A 17,290-nucleotide genomic window follows, 5' to 3' on the forward strand; every position below is an offset into this window, starting at 1 on the left:
AGGAGTATAAGTATGGGACATTCACATGATCACGGGCATTCTAAAAATAAAAAGGCGTTACTACTTGCATTCTTACTAACAACAAGCTTTATGGTTGCTGAAGTTATTGGCGGATTTGTAACAAATAGTTTAGCACTATTATCTGACGCGGGGCATATGTTAAGTGATGCAGTATCCTTGGCTTTAAGTTTACTTGCGTTTAAGCTTGGAGAAAAAGTAGCGACGACTGCAAAAACATACGGGTATAAGCGCGTCGAAATGTTAGCGGCATTATGTAACGGTGTCGTTCTTATCGTCATTTCTATATACATTTTTATTGAAGCAATTCGTCGTTTTAAAGAACCAGTTGAGATTGCTAGTAATGGGATGCTCATTATTGCTGTACTTGGTTTGCTTATTAATATTTTATCAGCTTGGATATTAATGAGAGGCGGAGATGTGAAAGGTAATTTGAACTTAAGAAGTGCTTTCTTACACGTACTAGGTGATCTATTAGGGTCAGTTGGAGCGATTATTGCTGCGTTACTTATTAAATTTTTCGGATGGAATGTTGCAGACGCAATTGCTAGTATTCTTGTGTCTATTTTAGTCGTTATTAGTGGGTGGCGTGTAACACGTGATACAGTCCATATATTAATGGAAGGTGCACCGCAGCACATAGATATGGATGAGGTGAAAAATACATTATTAACGATTGCGATTGTAAAAGAAGTTCATGATTTGCACATATGGTCTGTCACATCGGATTTTCAAGTATTAACTTGCCACCTAATTATAAAAGGTAATGAAACGCAAAGTGTATTAAAAGAGGCTACGGATGTATTAAAGGAGAAGTTTCATGTAGAACATGTCACCATCCAAGTAGAAATGGAAGGTGAGTTTTATCATAGCGAGACAACTTGCAAAGTATGAAAGAAAAAGGATCAGAAAAAGTGTCATAACATTTTTCGCAGGGCATACATATATATAATGTGGCCACAAATACTTTGTAAGGTAAATATTTCATAAGATTACTTTACTTATTAAGAATCATCTTTTATAATCAAAAGTGGTAATTGATAAAGATTATCATTTTCAATGATCGTAGAAAGGAGTTTTTTAAAAGATGAGTAGTCAACTCCGTTTTGCTGTTGAAAATCGTAAGAGGCATTTAATTGATGAGTTAATTGGAGCAGGGGTGTTTAAGATTCGCGACAGACAATTATACGAGCTATCTTTAGAGGAATTGGAAAAAGAGTACGAAGATATTGAAGATTACGCGAATATTCAGGCATAGCATATAGATTAGTAAAGAGGGAGCTGGTTACACTTTTGTGTAACCAGCTTTTTTATTCTTTCATAGAAATCATTTTTTGTATTTCTTTCATGGGACGGAGCCAGTTTTGAGCCATCATTTGTTCCATTTGTTTTTCGTCCTGCTTTTGAAGTGCTTGAATGATAGAGTGATGTTCTTTAATAGATTGACTTGCAGGCACAAAGTTTTGGAAAAACAAATATTCAAGTCGTAAAACGTGAAGCTGCATATTTTCTAGAAAAGGTTCAATATATCGGTTTTTAGCAATAGAAGTAATTGTATTGTGAAATTGTATATCTAGTTTTAAAGCTTTTTTTGAATCTTTTTCATGTATAGATTGTTGAAAAGTATCATTTATCTCGGAAAGTAGTTTAATATCAGCATCTGTAACTTTTTGAAGTGCTTGTTTTCCTATAATTGAGTGAAGACCGGCCAGCGTCTCATAAATGATAGATACGTCTTCTAATTTAATAGGAGCAATTTTCGTTTTTTGACCGGGAATCATTTCTACTAGCCCAGAAAGCTCTAAAATTTGTAAAGCTTCTCTAACTGGTGTTCTGCTTACACCTAGTGCTTCCGCCAATTCCCCATCATTAATTTTTTCATCTGGTTGTAATACACCTTCTATAATCCAATCTTGTAGTTGGGTTAAAACGAGTGACTTTGCGGAAACTCTTCCAGGTTTTTTATAATTTTGAGGGACAGGCATAAATAATTCAATCCTTTCATTGTATGTTTTGTTTTTTTCTACTCATAAGTTTTAGCTTCGGTTTTCCTTCATCCGGCTTTTGGCTTAATATAAGCACCATTACAATGACACAAAAAGCACCTAATAACTGAAAAGATTGAAACGGTACGTGCAAAATAAGTACGGAAGAAATAATAGCTGCGAGCGGCTCTGTACAACCAAATAACGTTGTTTCTTTCGGCGTAAGGTATCTTATACTATCTAAGTACAAATAAAATGCTATGAGTGTCCCGAAAATGACTACAAATGTAATGAGCGGGAGGGTACTTAGTTTTACATACTTTATAGTGGATAATAAAATGAATTCGTTTGTGGAAACAAAGTGTAAAATCGTTACACCAATACCCCCAATAATCATACCCCAGCCAACGATAACAGATGAAGACCACTTTTCTAACAATTTTTTTGAATACAAACTATAAAATGCAAGAGATAGTCCAGATAAAATGCCCCAAATGATAGCTGGTGTAGATACAGCTAAGTTATGCATAGACCCGTTTGTTAATAAGAGAAAAGTCCCTACTAATGAGAGTGTAATTGAAATATAATCAATTTTTGATGGACGAACGTTCCATTTGAAAAGTAAGTATACAGTGATAAATATAGGGGCTAAATATTGTAACAAAGTTGCAACAGCAGCGTTTCCTTCTTTAATAGAGGCGAAGTACGTATACTGTACAGCAAGCATGCCGAAAAGACCGAACAAAATCATTTTACTAGCGTCGGATTTTTGCTTCCAGATGGCAAAAATCTCTTTTTTTCTCGTTCCGAATGATGAAATAATGAGTAGAATAACCCCAGATATAAGCAAACGGATCGTAACTAACCATTCGGTTGAAACATTTTCATATTGAAAAAGTTGTTGCGCAGCTGTTCCGGACAAGCCCCATAAACAAGCACCGATTATGACCATTATAATTCCTTTTAATCGATTTGGATCCATAAGACATATAATCCTCCTTCCAAAAATATATATTGGATACAATATTCAATATATCACAAAAAGAGCATCAATAAACTGAAACTTCTAATTAGATGAAAAGTTATTAATAATGGAGACGAATTTTTTTTGTACGTGGTAAAATATTGTAGAGAGGGTGGTATTGAAATGCTAGCAGGATTTTTGGTTTGTTTATTTGTTGGATTACTTATCATTTTTTTAGGGTATCAAATACATGTGAAAAAGAGATTGTTTTTGCTGGCAGGATATCAAGAAGAAACGTTTGTTGGAGATAAAAATAAATTAGCGAAGCTTTCAGGAGTATTTTCCTATATAGTCGGAGTTGCTACTATACTATTACCGTTTGGCTTAGAAAAAATAGGTGATGTAGTTGGTGTCGTATATGCTACCTTAATTGTTTTCGGTACAATGGTGTTTCTTATGAAAGCAAATATGTTAAATAAGAGTACTACAAAGTGAAAAAAGGCTCCATGCTACGGAAGCCTTTTTTCACTTTGTTATGAAGTATAAGTAAAAGCTGGAATAGGATCAACAAAGTTATTCCAATCTTGTTTCATTTCTTTTTCTGTTAATAGACAACTATCTAATGATTGTTCAATTAAAGAACGATCCATGTCAATTCCGATAAATACGAGTTCAGTTATTCGATCTCCATATTGTTCATCCCAGTTTTTCAATACTTCTGGTTCTTCTGTAATGATTTGATTTTTTTCCGCCTCAGGTAATGCCGCTATCCATTCACCAGCACCTTGAATTGTAATAGAGGAACCAGCTTGTGATAGAAGCCCTATCATAGTATTACGAGAGGCGAGCCAGAAAAATCCTTTCGCTCTTACAACATCTAATGGCCATTTTTCTAGCCAATTCATAAAGCGTTCAGGATGAAAAGGATATTTACGACGGTACACAAAGGAATGAATACCGTATTCTTCCGTTTCAGGTGTATGATGGTCACTATTTAATTCTTGCATCCAGCCAGCCGATTGACTGGCCTCTTCATAATTAAATAAATTTGTGTTTAAAACTTCTTGCAATGGTACTTTGCTAAATGAAGATTCAATAACCTTGGCGCTAGGATTTAATTTCTTTAGTAAATGATGGAGTTCTATCACATCTTCTTTTTCTATTAGGTCTATCTTATTAAGAATAATTACATTTGCAAACTCAATTTGATCTATTAATAAATCAATAACTTCCCGAGTATCAGTTTCATCGATTGCCTGTTTTCGGTCTAGCAAACTTTCTCCATCTGCAAAATCATCCCAAAATCTATGTGCATCTACAACTGTAACCATCGTATCGAGGTGACAATTTTTCGTTAAATCAATGTTAAGAACTTCATCTGTATAAGTAAAGGTTTGGGCAACTGGAATAGGCTCACTTATACCAGAAGATTCAATAACTATATAGTCAATATCACCATTTTCAACAAGACGATTCACTTCTATCATTAAATCTTCTCGTAGTGTACAACAAATACAACCATTTTGAATTTCTACTAGTTTTTCCTCTGTGCGTGAAAAACCACCTTTTTTTATAAGGGACGCATCAATGTTTACTTCGCTCATATCATTAACGATAACAGCTACTTTTAAGTTGTTCTTATTAGTCAAAATGTGATGTAGTAAGGTAGTTTTTCCAGATCCTAAAAAACCACTTAATACAGTGATAGGTACTTTTTTCATGAAATAATCTCTCCTTCAAATCGTAATCATTACGTTTTATAATAAATGATGGGAAAGGAAAAATCAATAATAAATCATAATGATTACGATTTAAGGTTGGGATATACCATAAAAATTGTGCTGTATTAGGAATCATTTTGACAATCATCCGGTTTAAAGTGAAGGCGAGACAATGAATCTTTAATTGAATTTCAAAAGAATAAATTCTGCATATTTTTATGAAATATAATCATAATCGCAATGAAAAAAAAATAAAGATAAGAGTAATTTGGTTTGTTAAAAATATGTGTATAAGGAGATATGCAATGAACTGGGTTACTCATAAACCATCGTTTGACTTTGAAAAATTTAGTCCTATTATTCGGTCACAATCTGCGTGGAGTGGGCATTTAAATTTCGCATATGACTTAGTACGATTTGAAAAACCAGCCACTTTAGTTGAGTTAGGTACACATCTAGGTGCTTCCTTCTTCAGTTTTTGTCAGGGAGTAAAAGATGGTGGGTTAACTACAAAATGTTTTGCTGTAGATACCTGGGCTGGAGATGGGCATACAGGTCCATATGGAGAAGGGGTTTTTCAAATAGTAGAAAAAGTTGTGAGCGCTAACTACCTTAATATAGGAAAATTAATTCGGTCTACTTTTGATGATGCTATAGATCAGTTTCAAGATGAAACGATAAATCTTTTGCATATTGATGGCTATCATACGTATGAAGCTGTTTCTCATGATTATAAAACGTGGTTACCTAAAGTTTCCAAAAACGGTATTGTATTATTTCATGATATTGAAGTGAGAAGTGGTGATTTTGGCGTGTATAAGTTTTGGGATGAGATCAAGGCGAAGCACCCTCATTTTCAGTTTGGACATTCATACGGACTCGGAGTATTATTTCCAAAAGGGTGTAGTGATAAGTTTTCGGAGATACTTAAAAATAAAGAAGAAATACAAAATTTGTATAAATAAAAGTGGAGCATGCATCATTTTAATGATGTGTGCTTTTTTTGGGGAGAAAAATGGTAGTCCTTAAAAGGTGAAGATAATAGTAAAAAATCTTATTGTGGCAAATATTAAAAAAGTTATTCTTAGATTATTCTATCTAAATAAAAATGTAACATTTTTTATATTTTCCATTGCGAAAAGTAACATCTACTTTTACAATAGAAAAGGTGTCCAATATATTATACTGGAAAAATAAATCGAAATAATATGAAAATTTTGTTTTGTCTTCGCTAATTGTATACTACATACATGTAAGACGACATACATCATGTTATCGACTTGTAAGGAGAGAAAAAAATGAAAAGTGTAAGATTACCATCGATACCAGAAATTATCGTTCTTTTAATGCTATTTCTTGCTGTCGTCTTTTCCTTCCAAACGATTTTTGATCTCCCAATTCAATTAGCGCTGTTTATTTCATGGTTTTTAGTTATTGCGCTTGGATTAAGGTTAGGATTTCGTTATCAAGAATTGCAAGATGCAATTACAAAAGGAATTTCTAATGGATTAGAAGCTATTCTTATTTTAGTTGCAGTAGGGGCTTTAATTGGAACATGGATTGCTGGTGGGGTTGTACCAACATTAATTTATTATGGATTAGAATTTATCCACCCAAGCATATTCTTACTGGCAACTTTAATTATTTGTTCTATAACTTCTATTGCGACCGGAACATCATGGGGAACAGTTGGAACAGCTGGTATAGCTATGATGGCGATTGGTGAAGGGCTTGGATTACCACTGCCGCTTGTTGCTGGTGCAGTTCTTTCGGGAGCTTATTTCGGAGATAAATTATCACCACTTTCTGATAGTACAGTTCTTGCAGCTTCTATGGCCAAAGTAGATGTTATTGCTCACGTTCGAGCTATGCTTGTATTAGACGTTCCAGCGTATATTATTACTAGTATTATGTTTACTGTAGCTGGCTGGATGTACGGCGGGGATAATGTAGATTTGAACCGAGTAGAGTTTTTAAAAGAAGCTTTATTAAAGCAATTTGATATTAAAATATGGATGCTTGTTCCAGCGGTCATTGTTATCGTTCTATTAGCAATGAAGAAACCGTCGATGCCAACAATTGCAATGGGAGCTTTAATCGGTGCAATTTGGGCAACTCTTTTCCAAGGGATGAACTTTGGGGAGGCAATTGGAACAGCTTATAATGGATTCTCAATTCAATCTGGTGTTGAGTTTGTCGATAAGTTATTAAACCGTGGTGGAATTAACGGTATGCTTGGCTCAGTAGCCGTTATTATATTTGGCTTAGGTTTTGGTGGATTACTTGAAAAGCTAGGTGTTCTTAAAGTAATCGTATCGAAATTTGAGAAGAAATTAAATTCTGCAGGTAATGTAACGTTGTCTACATTAATCGTTGCATTTTTAGCGAACGTATTTGGTTGTGCGATGTACGTATCACTTATTTTAACGCCGAAAATTATGGAAGATAGCTATGATAAACTAAAAATAGACCGTCGTGTATTAGCACGTAACTCAGAAGTAGGTGGAACGTTAACTTCAGGTATGGTTCCATGGTCGGATAATGGTATTTTTATGGCTGGTATTTTAGGGGTAGCAACGTTATCATATATTCCATTTATGTGGTTAAGTTTTGTATCGTTAATTTTAGCAGTTATTTACGGATATACAGGCAAGTTCATTTGGTATGTAGATGATGCGGATAAAGGAAAGCAAGCATCATAAATGAAAAATCACCTTCTACACATTGTAGAAGGTGATTTTTTTATTTTGTATTTTGAGCTATTGAGGTTATTTCATGCTCATATTTAGTGATTTTTTGTTGTATCTTTTTTAAGTTCTTTTCAGTATCTTGAATGTGCTGTAAAACATTTATCTTTTGTTGTTTCATTAATTCTAATCGTTGAAGGATAGTAGATTCTCCATCCATGGACCAGTCAATAAATTGTTTTATTTTTTGAATAGGCATACCAGTTTCTTTTAAACATAAAATCATCTCTAAATATTTGAGTGCTTCTTCGTTAAAAACTCGATCTCCTTTTTCATTTCTTTGAAGAAAAGGGAACAGTCCTTGTCGATCGTAATAATGTATTTGAGAAATAGTTAAGTGGTGCATTTTGGCGACTTGACCAATTGTATAATACATGCGATTCATCCTCTTGTTACCAGGGTATAATTCCGTTTTTATTTAATATTTTACCATTATAGTTTGTTGCACTTAATGCATATTTAATAATAATCTTAGCACTTTCATTGGTTGTATGGCCACCAGGTGCATTTCCATTAAGGTCGGTAGTTGTAAAACCAGGTGTTACCCCGAAAACTGCTGGACCGTTAGTACCAAATTCTTTGCTAAAAGCTAATGTTAAAGCGTTAATAGCTGTTTTTGAAGAATTATATCCTAAAGCATTAATTGGATGTGTTTCACCATTAGCGAACATTGTTTGTGAAGCCATGTCAGTTGTTACATTTATTATTTTGCTGTTGTTTGACTTCTTTAATGATGGTAAAAAGGCTTGCATCATTTGGAAAGTTCCAAAAAAGTTAATTTCAAATCCTTGACGTAAAGTTTCAATATTTAATTTGCTAGGTAGCGTATTGAAGTCTAGTGCTATACCTGCGTTATTGATTAGTAAATCTAAGTGATCAGTCGTTTCATACATTTTTTTCATTGCTTTTTGAATGGATTGTGAATTTGAAATATCTACTTGAACATAAGAAACGTTGGAAATATTTAAAGATTTCACAGCTTCTTGACCAAGTTGTTCATTGCGAGCACCTAAAAATACGTGATAGCCTTTCTCTGCTAATTGGCGAACGAGTTCATATCCAATTCCTTTATTTGCACCTGTTACAAAAGCGTATTTTTTCATATTGAATTCCTCCAGTATCTTTTTAGTAGGTCACAATGGAAAGGATACAGCCTAAACTTAAGTTTAGGTCAAGAGGAATTTTAAAAAATAAATATCAAATATTTATATATACGAGTGAGAATCCTTATCATTTGAAGGGAAGTCTGTTAATATAAGAAATGTAGGTATTAAATTTTCAAGGGGATGAAAAAATGGAGTACAGAATTGAAAGAGACACATTAGGAGAAATAAAAGTTCCGGCTGATAAATTATGGGCAGCGCAAACACAAAGAAGTAAAGAGAACTTCCCAATTGGAACAGAGCAAATGCCGCTTGAAATTGTAAAAGCATTTGCGATTTTAAAGAAAAGTGCGGCCCTTAGCAATCAAAAACTAGGGAAGTTATCAGAAGAGAAAGCAAAAGCAATTGTGGAAGCTGCTGATGAAGTGATTGAAGGGAAATGGAATGAGCATTTTCCACTTGTCGTATGGCAAACGGGTAGTGGTACACAATCTAACATGAATGTGAATGAAGTAATTGCAAACCGCGGGAATCAAATTTTGAAAGAAAAGGGATCTGACGTACATATTCATCCGAATGATGATGTGAACATGTCTCAAAGTTCAAACGATACATTTCCAACAGCGCTTCATGTAGCATGTGTAATTGCGGTAGAAAATCACGTATTACCAGCAATTACGAAGTTAAAAGAAACTTTAGCAGAGAAAGCAACTGCATTTGAACATATTATAAAAATCGGTCGTACACATTTACAAGATGCAACACCGTTAACTTTGGGACAAGAAATTAGTGGATGGCACCGTATGCTTGAAAAAACTGAGCGTATGATTGCTGAGAGCAATACATATATGAAAGAGTTAGCAATTGGTGGTACTGCAGTTGGAACGGGTATTAATGCTCATCCTAAATTTGGTGATATGGTATCTGAGGAAATTAGCCAATTTACAGGTAAGAACTTTATTTCTGCACCAAATAAGTTCCATGCATTAACGAGCCATGATGAAGTTGTATATACTCATGGTGCATTAAAGGCATTAGCGGCTGATTTAATGAAGATTGCTAACGATGTACGTTGGCTTGCAAGTGGTCCACGTAGTGGTCTTGGAGAAATTATTATTCCAGCAAATGAGCCAGGAAGCTCGATTATGCCAGGTAAAGTAAACCCAACACAAAGTGAGGCGTTAACAATGGTTGTGGCGCAAGTGATGGGAAATGATACAACAATCGGATTTGCTGCGAGCCAAGGGAATTTTGAGTTAAACGTATTTAAACCAGTTATTGCTTATAACTTCTTACAATCAGCGCACTTATTAGCGGATGCAATTGTTTCGTTTAATGATAATTGTGCAGTTGGTATTGAAGCGGATGAAGAAGTAATTAACGAAAACGTGAATCGTTCATTAATGCTTGTTACAGCATTAAACCCTCATATTGGGTATGAAAATGCAGCGAAAATTGCAAAACATGCTCATAAAGATGGTTTAACTTTAAAAGAGGCAGCATTGCAATCGGGATTATTAACAGAAGAGCAATTTGACGAAATTGTAGATCCGAAAAAAATGATCGCTCCAAAAGAATAATAGAAGAAGCCCAGATTCGAAATTTCGAATCTGGGCTTCTTTCTCACATATAAATTTTAATCCCTTTTTATGTTTTCTTCAACTGCACAACTGTAAGTTCTGAAATATTATTTGGTAGTGGTCGAATGGATTACTTTTATATGTGGGCAGTTCTCTTTTAAGAGTGAAATGAATTTTTCTTCGTCTTGTGGTACGAAAGTTTTCACGGAATCAAATAAATTGTAATCAATTTCTAATTGCTGTCGAGTCCATTTTTCTGAACGGAGTTTTTTTCCAGAGTATTTAATGTGACGAATGTCTTCAAATGGAATTTCAGTGCGCAGTATGAACCCGTGTTTTACAACAATTGATGATTTCGTTATATTATAGTGTGAAAAATAGAATGAAGAAAGATTCACGATATTTAACAGCATCATAAGAGTAAAAAAAATAGAATTTTCATTTTGGAAGAATAGTGAAATGAAAAAAATAATTATAAATAATATAATGAAAATGACGTGAAATGGATTTTTTTTTGCTTTAAATTTCAAGTAAGTCACCTCGATAAAAGTGTTCTTTAAATAAATTAAATCACAATATCTTAATGAATCGCAAAAATATGCAAGATTGCATATTTTTGGGGTTTGTTATTCGTGTAAAATTTTTTGATAGGATAAATGTAAATAAAGTTTTTTTATAGTGGAGTGGCATGAAGTGGCTTATAAGAATAGAAATGTAGCGCTAGTCATATTTAGTTGTATAATGATTATGAGTGGCTGTTCAAATAAAATGGTTGAGGATGGAAACCGAAAACATGTATTTATAGAGACAAGTAAAGTTTTAGTAGAGGTTGTTTACAAAAAATATAAAAGATGAAAGGGTGCTTCCATAAAAGGAAGCGCCTTTTTTGTAGTTAAAATGGAATATTTGATAGGAGGTAAATAGAGGGTTTGTTTCATTTCGGATATCACTTTAATTAAGTTATTACAGTTTCTCCATGGAATAATAATTTCATTATAGTTAGCGGTTATTTGAGAAATTTATAGATGATTTTATAAAAGTTTGCAAAATAGGTAAACGAAACATTGAAATGTCTGATTTCTGTATGTTAAGATGATGAAGTGATAATAAACGTAATTGTAATTTGTTTGTTTTTAAATAAACATTTTGAAGGAGTGTTTAGTGTGAACGATATTTCAGAGAAGTTTTGGGATGCGTCGGTAGAGGAATTGAAAAAAGGGTATGTGTTTGATGAGGAAGCAGAGGAGTATATTTGTTTAGCATGTGGAGAAGCGTTTATTAAAGGAGTTATTTATCAACATAATCAAGTTTTGTATGAAGCAGAGAAGTTTGTCCAATTGCATATGCATAGTGAGCATACGTCTATGTTTGATTATTTATTAAATCTTGATAAGAAGTTTACTGGTTTAACCGATTTACAAAAGAAGATGGTTCAGTTTTTCCATATGGGACTGAATGATAAAGAAATTGTAAAAGAGATGGACGGCGGTAGCACATCGACGATTCGTAATCATCGTTTTACATTGCGAGAGAAGATGAAGCAAGCAAAAGTATTTTTAGCGTTAATGGAATTATCAGAAGAAAAATCGAAGGTACAAACGAAATTTGTACCAATTCATAGAACAGCAACGATGGTGGATGATCGATATAATATTACGGAAGAAGAAAATGATGAAGTATTAAAAACTCATTTTATAGATGGATTAGATGGGCCGCTTTCTAAATTTCCGAAGAAGCAAAAGCGTAAATTAATTATATTACGTCACTTAGTGAAAAAGTTTGATAGTAATCAAAAGTATTCCGAAAAAGAAGTGAATACAATTTTAGAAAATGTATATCCAGATTTCGTGACTTTAAGAAGATATTTAATTGAATATGGATTTTTAGATAGAACAGTAGATGGAAGTCAATATTGGGTGAAGTTATAATAATGCGGAAAGAAAATGAATAGAAGCAAATCATTATAACAACTATACAAAGAGATAGAGATGGAAAAAAGATTTTTAATAAAAGGAGAAATGTAATTTGAAACCACCTACAGATAACAATAAAGAAGGTGTGGAGTCACATAAGTTAGAAAGTGAGAGTAAACCGATTTGGAAATCGATGTCTATGTTTTTAGTACCGTTATTATTAAGTAATGTACTTCAATCAGTTGGACAATTATTTGGTATGGTCGTAGTAGGGAGATGGCTTGGTGTCAATGATTTAGCAGCTATATCAGCATTCTTTCCGTTATTTTTCCTACTCGTTTCATTCGTAATTGGAATTGGGTCGGGTAGTTCTATTTTAATTGGTCAGGCGTTTGGCGCTAAAAATGAAGATCGTTTAAAAGCTATCGTTGGTACGACACTTACATTTACGTTTATTATCGGAGTTGCATTGGCGATAATAGGCAGTATTTTTGCAATGGATATTATGCGTCTAATGGGAACGCCAGAAAATATAATTGAAATAAGTGTACATTATGCAAGAATTTTATTTATATCGATGCCAGTATTATTTTTATATTTTGCATACACAACATTTATGAGAGGGACAGGAGATTCTAAAACGCCATTTTACTTTTTAATTGTAAGTACAGCGCTAAATATGATCTTATTACCAATTCTTATTTTTGGCTGGTTAGGAGCTCCGAAATTAGATGTGTATGGAGCAGCATATGCTTCTGTTATATCGACAGTTATTACGTTTATTGTCATGCTAGTGTATTTAAAGAAGAAAAATCATCCACTACAACTAGATGGAACGGTAAGGAAATACCTTCGAATGGATGGTGAGTTGTTAAAGCTATTGCTACGACTCGGTATTCCAGCGAGTATTAATATGATATTAGTTTCATTATCTGAAATTGCGGTAATCGCGTTTGTAAATCGTTATGGTTCGGATGCAACAGCTGCTTATGGCGTCGTGAATCAAGTTGCCAGTTATGTACAAATGCCAGCCGTTAGCCTTGGCATTACAGTCTCTATTTTTGCGGCACAATCAATTGGTGCAAATCAATTTGATCGATTGCAGAAAGTTGTAAAGGCTGGAATTATTATGAACTATGTTATCGGTGGTATGTTAATATCTCTTATTTACTTGTTCTCAAGAGACATTTTATCACTATTTTTAACGAGTCAAACTACAATTGATATTGCTCATAGTTTAGTTATGATTACATTATGGAGTTATTTAATTTTCGGTCATGCACAAATTATTAGTGCGACAATGCGAGCGAGTGGTACAGTATTATGGCCAACTGTTATTGGTGTTGTATCAATTTGGCTAGTTGAAGTACCAGTAGCATATTATCTTTCTTACCATACAAGCCTTGGAATTGAAGGGATATGGATTGGATACCCAGCAGCATTTATTGTTAGTCTCATATTACAGTATGCATATTATAAGCTTTCATGGCAGAAGAAACGAATTACACGATTAGTTAGTTAAATAGTGAAAATGTCCCTAAGTTATTATACTTAGGGACATTTTTTTGAAGCGTATGTTTATCTCGCAAAAGCCTGATTGATGAGGGCTAATAATTAGTGGGGATGAAGAAAACCCCCACTGATTAAAGTTTCACTTTATAAATAGCTTTTTAAAGTGATATCAAAATGTTGTCTAATAAGTTTTTTATCACTCATATAAAACTCCCACGCTTTTTCTGGTGCACCGATAATTTCAAAGGATTCTTCTGTAATATATAAAGCGCAATCATCTTCTAGTGCAATCCCCTCTATATTACCTTGGTGATTTTGTAAAAAGGAATGAAAAGCATTCATTCTATTTAATTGATTATAATGTGGGCAAAACCTTTTGTTAACAATCCCCCAGCCGTTACTTTCTACATAACCAGAACCTTCATAATCTGATCGGATACTAGATGTGAACCAACACATAGCACCAGCACTATACCCTGCAATGAGTGTTCCTTGCTCGAGAGCCAATAGTAATTTCTCATCTAGTTTATGTTCTTTCCATTGTGTAAGCATTTCAACATAGTTTCCACCACCAAGGTAAATGAAATCGGCTGAATGAATCATCTCATCTATTTCATATTTAGAAGGCATATCGGTTATTGTACGTAAAATTTGTACATCACAATGGAATTGGTTTTCAAACGTGTCTAAAAATAATTTTATATAGCTTTCATCATCATGACTAGCTGTTGGAATGAATAATATTTTTGGGTACTGTTTATTTGTTAATTCTATAAGTCGTTCATTAATATGAAAGTGATTTAAATCTTGTAAATCACCACCACCAATGACAGCTAATTTCATAGTAAAGCACCACCTAATCATTTTTGTTATGTAAAAATTCGATAGAAGAGAGTTACATTCCTTCTCTAATGTAATGAATAAAGAGAAAATACAGTTTAAATATATTGGAATAGTAAAGGGAATGATGATTATATAGAGTGATGAATTAGAAACAGTTTATTGATATATAATATTGCATACTATTGTTTCAAAATATGGAAACAATATGGTTAAATGGATATAACGACTCATTAATTAATATTGAATGAGTGTATATATTTTATAAAGGCGTCGGAAATACTAGGGATTTTACAAACGTATTTTTTACTTTTTATAGGAACTTGTATTACAATATGGTAAAATTATATTAATATATTTATTCGGTATAGAATGAAAAAAGGAGCTTGAAAAAAGTGGATTTTCGATTTGAATTTACAACGAAGTTGAAAGAATACTTAGATGATGAGAAGGATGAAAAAGTAATAAAAGATGGACATAGAGATATAATTTTTCATTATTTATATGCATTAGAGAGTGAAATTGGCGTCGTTAAAAATCCTAACTTTACTTTTTTTGCATCAGGAAGACGTTCACATATAGTATTGGAGAATGTTGAATTTAAAACGGAAGTCAATGTGAAAAGTAATATAATTGAAATTACAAAAATAGTGGATAATGTAGCTATTCCGTTAGACACTATCGTAGCGAAAAATCGGGAATTATTTGCACTTGGGCGTAATGAGAAGTTTAGTGTACAAATATTAGAGCAGTATCTATTTGATACATTTGGAGAGAAGTTAGGTTTACAATGAATGGATATTCATAATTAGTGGATAGCAGTTTATATCATTCGTGTTTGACCTTTCATTTAATTTGTACTACAATCTGTAGTGTGAAAGGAGCCATACTATGTTTACTCAAAATTATAAGTTAAATGAGCAAGGGTTAAATCACTTCTTTGGACCACTTGAAGCGAAAATAATGGAGATTGTTTGGTCCACTGAAGGTATTACCATTAAAGAAGTACAGCAGAAATTAAGTGAAGAATCACCGGTGAACTTTAATACTGTTATGACAGTTATGAACAGGTTAGTAGAGAAACTACACTTAGAAAAACAGACTGTGAGAAGAAGTGGCATATATCATGCTGTACAAACAAAAGAAGAATTCTTATCCAATCAAACGAAGAAAATGACGCAGGAATTAATGGGGGAATTTGGAGATTTAGTTGTAAATCATATGTTAGATGAGTTAGAGCAGGCTGATCCGACTTTACTAAAAAAATTAGAAGATAAATTGAGTCAGTTAAAAAAAGAGGATCGATAAAATGAAATGGCAAATGCGTAAAATCGTATTGTTAGCAGTAATTGTTAGTACTCTCTTTTTTTGTATGTTAACGTATTACGTTACATATCCATTTCTTTTTCAAAATAAGGCGTTCTTTCTTTCAAAGTTTTGCTTGTTTCAGTTAGAAAAACATATGAAAGAACTATCGTTGATTCGTATCATAATAGCTGGATTATTATTACTTACTGTACTGATAGTGTGCAAAAGAGTTTGGCGGCAATTTTTCTATAGTAAAAAATTACAAAAAATACTTGTACCTTTTATTAGAAAAGGAAAACAAATATATATATTACCGACCGAGGAAATTGCAGCATTTACAATTGGATTATTTCGTCCGAAAGTTGTCATGTCAGAAGGGATAATTCACACGTTTTCAGAGGAAGAAATTGATGCGATTGTTTTTCATGAAGAATATCATCAAAACAATCGGGATCCACTAAAATTATTTTGTTTTACGTTATTAGCAGAAGGAATGTTGTACATCCCGATATTAAAAGGGCTGCTACAGCGATACCATACGTATCAAGAGTTAGCAGCAGATAAATATGCGATGCAAAAAATGAAATCCTCATTCGAGTTAGGTAGCGCGTTATTAAAATTAATTAAAATAAAGACAATGGAAAATCGATGTGTGACAGCTTCATTTGCAAAAACAGCAATAAATTTACGAATTGAGCAAGTGTTAAATGAAAAAGTTGTGAAGCTTACTATCCCGTTACATACAAATTCGGTATATGTAACGCTAGGTTTATTCTGTATGTCGATTGTACTTATTGTCGGAGAGTGCATATAGCCTCTTTTTTTAACAATTAACACTACTAGGTGTAGTGTTTTTAGGGGGAATAAAATGAACGCAGCAGATTTAACAATTTGGCTTGTAGCTGGGGCGGGAGTATTGTCATTTATATCGCCATGCTCTTTACCTCTATATCCATCTTATTTATCTTATATTACAGGTGTTTCAATTCAAGATTTAAAAGAGAATCGTGGGATTATGCAAAAATCAGCGATTATACATACCGTATTTTTTATGATTGGATTTTCGGTTATATTTTATGCGTTAGGTTTGTCGGTAAGCTGGATTGGAATAACATTCTCATCTAACCAAAAATTGATTCAACAAATTGGTGGGGTTTTTATTGTTTTGATGGGGTTATTTATGACTGGATTGTTTCAGCCTAAGTGGCTTATGGCAGAGAAAAAGGTGCAGTATAGAAGTAAATCGACTGGATATATTCGTTCGATATTAGTCGGTATGACATATGCAGCGGGATGGACGCCATGTGTTGGGCCGATATTTTCAGCTGTACTCATGCTTGGCGCGACGAATCCTGAAGGGGCACTTCTTTATATTACAGCGTATACTCTTGGGTTTGCGGTTCCATTTTTCGTGATGGCATTCTTTATTGGGAAGGTAAAATGGATTGTTACATATGCCAATGTCATGATGAAAATTGGCGGTGGAATGATGATTGTAACAGGTGTTTTATTGTATACAAATCAAATGACGAAAATTACAGCGTTCTTTATTCGCCTATTTGGTGGATTTACAGGATTTTAAAAAATGAGGAGGAAGAA

The 17,290-nt window shown here is 33.4% G+C and carries 19 protein-coding genes; 12 read left to right on the forward strand and 7 right to left on the reverse strand.

The features are described from left to right. The first annotated feature begins 12 nt into the window (after nucleotides 1-12). Together F0362_RS08725 and fbpA are read left to right on the forward strand one after the other, a co-directional pair. The gene (locus F0362_RS08725; protein WP_000510056.1) at nucleotides 13-912 is read left to right on the forward strand and encodes a cation diffusion facilitator family transporter; all 900 of its coding nucleotides are present in this window, start codon (nucleotides 13-15) and stop codon (nucleotides 910-912) included. Nucleotides 913-1,105: 193 nt separating this feature from the next. Then, the gene (gene fbpA / locus F0362_RS08730) at nucleotides 1,106-1,276 is read left to right on the forward strand and encodes a Fur-regulated basic protein FbpA (RefSeq protein WP_000098300.1); all 171 of its coding nucleotides are present in this window, start codon (nucleotides 1,106-1,108) and stop codon (nucleotides 1,274-1,276) included. A gap of 52 nt (nucleotides 1,277-1,328) precedes the next feature. On the opposite strand, the gene F0362_RS08735 is transcribed toward fbpA, so the two are convergent. After that, the gene (locus F0362_RS08735) at nucleotides 1,329-2,003 is read right to left on the reverse strand and encodes a GntR family transcriptional regulator (protein WP_001145066.1); all 675 of its coding nucleotides are present in this window, start codon (nucleotides 2,001-2,003) and stop codon (nucleotides 1,329-1,331) included. 16 nt (nucleotides 2,004-2,019) lie between these two features. Then, a complete protein-coding gene (locus F0362_RS08740) occupies nucleotides 2,020-2,985 on the reverse strand; it encodes a DMT family transporter (RefSeq protein WP_000371442.1) in 966 nt (321 codons plus the stop codon). A gap of 165 nt (nucleotides 2,986-3,150) precedes the next feature. Between F0362_RS08740 and F0362_RS08745 the strand changes: the two genes are divergently transcribed. Then, on the forward strand, nucleotides 3,151-3,462 hold the full coding sequence (locus F0362_RS08745) for a DUF3784 domain-containing protein (protein WP_000879380.1): 312 nt from the start codon (nucleotides 3,151-3,153) through the stop codon (nucleotides 3,460-3,462). Between the two features lie 38 nt (nucleotides 3,463-3,500). Here the strand turns inward: F0362_RS08745 and F0362_RS08750 are convergent, their stop codons facing one another. Beyond that, on the reverse strand, nucleotides 3,501-4,688 hold the full coding sequence (locus F0362_RS08750) for a GTP-binding protein (RefSeq protein WP_000757682.1): 1,188 nt from the start codon (nucleotides 4,686-4,688) through the stop codon (nucleotides 3,501-3,503). Between the two features lie 305 nt (nucleotides 4,689-4,993). On the opposite strand from F0362_RS08750, the gene F0362_RS08755 reads away from it, so the two are divergent. Together F0362_RS08755 and nhaC are read left to right on the forward strand one after the other, a co-directional pair. Next, nucleotides 4,994-5,653, forward strand: coding sequence for a class I SAM-dependent methyltransferase (locus F0362_RS08755; RefSeq protein WP_001104663.1), 660 nt, complete (start codon nucleotides 4,994-4,996; stop codon nucleotides 5,651-5,653). Nucleotides 5,654-5,986: 333 nt separating this feature from the next. Beyond that, nucleotides 5,987-7,390, forward strand: coding sequence for a Na+/H+ antiporter NhaC (gene nhaC, locus F0362_RS08760; protein ID WP_000843971.1), 1,404 nt, complete (start codon nucleotides 5,987-5,989; stop codon nucleotides 7,388-7,390). Between the two features lie 40 nt (nucleotides 7,391-7,430). On the opposite strand, the gene F0362_RS08765 is transcribed toward nhaC, so the two are convergent. Together F0362_RS08765 and F0362_RS08770 are read right to left on the reverse strand one after the other, a co-directional pair. Continuing rightward, complete coding sequence (locus tag F0362_RS08765) at nucleotides 7,431-7,811, reverse strand: MerR family transcriptional regulator (protein WP_000291852.1); 381 nt, start codon at nucleotides 7,809-7,811, stop codon at nucleotides 7,431-7,433. A gap of 16 nt (nucleotides 7,812-7,827) precedes the next feature. Next, nucleotides 7,828-8,538, reverse strand: a complete 711-nt coding sequence (locus tag F0362_RS08770) for an SDR family NAD(P)-dependent oxidoreductase (RefSeq protein ID WP_000759568.1) — start codon at nucleotides 8,536-8,538, stop codon at nucleotides 7,828-7,830. Nucleotides 8,539-8,729: 191 nt separating this feature from the next. Between F0362_RS08770 and fumC the strand changes: the two genes are divergently transcribed. Beyond that, nucleotides 8,730-10,118 (forward strand): class II fumarate hydratase, encoded by a 1,389-nt coding sequence (gene fumC, locus F0362_RS08775; RefSeq protein WP_000456622.1) that lies wholly within the window; start codon nucleotides 8,730-8,732, stop codon nucleotides 10,116-10,118. Nucleotides 10,119-10,225: 107 nt separating this feature from the next. Here fumC and F0362_RS08780 read toward each other — a convergent pair whose 3' ends face one another. Then, entirely contained in the window at nucleotides 10,226-10,648 is a 423-nt protein-coding gene (locus F0362_RS08780) for a PH domain-containing protein (protein ID WP_000669053.1), read from the reverse strand. Nucleotides 10,649-11,281: 633 nt separating this feature from the next. Between F0362_RS08780 and F0362_RS08785 the strand changes: the two genes are divergently transcribed. After that, nucleotides 11,282-12,046: a DUF2087 domain-containing protein gene (locus tag F0362_RS08785; protein WP_000997951.1), complete on the forward strand. Its 765-nt coding sequence runs from the start codon at nucleotides 11,282-11,284 to the stop codon at nucleotides 12,044-12,046. Between the two features lie 97 nt (nucleotides 12,047-12,143). After that, entirely contained in the window at nucleotides 12,144-13,553 is a 1,410-nt protein-coding gene (locus F0362_RS08790) for an MATE family efflux transporter (RefSeq protein WP_000804166.1), read from the forward strand. 134 nt (nucleotides 13,554-13,687) lie between these two features. On the opposite strand, the gene F0362_RS08795 is transcribed toward F0362_RS08790, so the two are convergent. Beyond that, entirely contained in the window at nucleotides 13,688-14,386 is a 699-nt protein-coding gene (locus F0362_RS08795) for a peptidase E (protein ID WP_000762103.1), read from the reverse strand. 392 nt (nucleotides 14,387-14,778) lie between these two features. Here F0362_RS08795 and F0362_RS08800 point away from each other — a divergent pair, with 392 nt between their 5' ends. From F0362_RS08800 to ccdA, 4 genes are all read left to right on the forward strand, one after another. After that, nucleotides 14,779-15,177 carry a DUF3942 family protein gene (locus tag F0362_RS08800; protein ID WP_000347531.1) on the forward strand — a complete coding sequence of 133 codons (399 nt, stop codon included), beginning with the start codon at nucleotides 14,779-14,781 and terminating at the stop codon, nucleotides 15,175-15,177. 97 nt (nucleotides 15,178-15,274) lie between these two features. Then, nucleotides 15,275-15,691, forward strand: a complete 417-nt coding sequence (locus F0362_RS08805) for a BlaI/MecI/CopY family transcriptional regulator (RefSeq protein ID WP_000495072.1) — start codon at nucleotides 15,275-15,277, stop codon at nucleotides 15,689-15,691. Nucleotide 15,692: 1 nt separating this feature from the next. Beyond that, entirely contained in the window at nucleotides 15,693-16,505 is an 813-nt protein-coding gene (locus F0362_RS08810) for a M56 family metallopeptidase (protein WP_000871944.1), read from the forward strand. Between the two features lie 54 nt (nucleotides 16,506-16,559). Continuing rightward, on the forward strand, nucleotides 16,560-17,273 hold the full coding sequence (gene ccdA / locus F0362_RS08815; protein ID WP_000990445.1) for a cytochrome c-type biogenesis protein CcdA: 714 nt from the start codon (nucleotides 16,560-16,562) through the stop codon (nucleotides 17,271-17,273). Nucleotides 17,274-17,290: the final 17 nt, after the last annotated feature.

The sequence above is a fragment of the Bacillus sp. BS98 genome (assembly GCF_008432245.1).
Taxonomy (GTDB): Bacteria; Bacillota; Bacilli; order Bacillales; family Bacillaceae_G; genus Bacillus_A; species Bacillus_A toyonensis.

Coding starts and splice junctions, on each gene's coding strand:
- F0362_RS08725 (WP_000510056.1), top strand. CDS start 13: ATGGGACATTCACATGATCACGGGCATTCTAAAAATAAAAAGGCGTTA.
- fbpA (WP_000098300.1), top strand. CDS start 1,106: ATGAGTAGTCAACTCCGTTTTGCTGTTGAAAATCGTAAGAGGCATTTA.
- F0362_RS08735 (WP_001145066.1), bottom strand. CDS start 2,003: ATGCCTGTCCCTCAAAATTATAAAAAACCTGGAAGAGTTTCCGCAAAG.
- F0362_RS08740 (WP_000371442.1), bottom strand. CDS start 2,985: ATGGATCCAAATCGATTAAAAGGAATTATAATGGTCATAATCGGTGCT.
- F0362_RS08745 (WP_000879380.1), top strand. CDS start 3,151: ATGCTAGCAGGATTTTTGGTTTGTTTATTTGTTGGATTACTTATCATT.
- F0362_RS08750 (WP_000757682.1), bottom strand. CDS start 4,688: ATGAAAAAAGTACCTATCACTGTATTAAGTGGTTTTTTAGGATCTGGA.
- F0362_RS08755 (WP_001104663.1), top strand. CDS start 4,994: ATGAACTGGGTTACTCATAAACCATCGTTTGACTTTGAAAAATTTAGT.
- nhaC (WP_000843971.1), top strand. CDS start 5,987: ATGAAAAGTGTAAGATTACCATCGATACCAGAAATTATCGTTCTTTTA.
- F0362_RS08765 (WP_000291852.1), bottom strand. CDS start 7,811: ATGTATTATACAATTGGTCAAGTCGCCAAAATGCACCACTTAACTATT.
- F0362_RS08770 (WP_000759568.1), bottom strand. CDS start 8,538: ATGAAAAAATACGCTTTTGTAACAGGTGCAAATAAAGGAATTGGATAT.
- fumC (WP_000456622.1), top strand. CDS start 8,730: ATGGAGTACAGAATTGAAAGAGACACATTAGGAGAAATAAAAGTTCCG.
- F0362_RS08795 (WP_000762103.1), bottom strand. CDS start 14,386: ATGAAATTAGCTGTCATTGGTGGTGGTGATTTACAAGATTTAAATCAC.
- F0362_RS08805 (WP_000495072.1), top strand. CDS start 15,275: ATGTTTACTCAAAATTATAAGTTAAATGAGCAAGGGTTAAATCACTTC.
- F0362_RS08810 (WP_000871944.1), top strand. CDS start 15,693: ATGAAATGGCAAATGCGTAAAATCGTATTGTTAGCAGTAATTGTTAGT.
- ccdA (WP_000990445.1), top strand. CDS start 16,560: ATGAACGCAGCAGATTTAACAATTTGGCTTGTAGCTGGGGCGGGAGTA.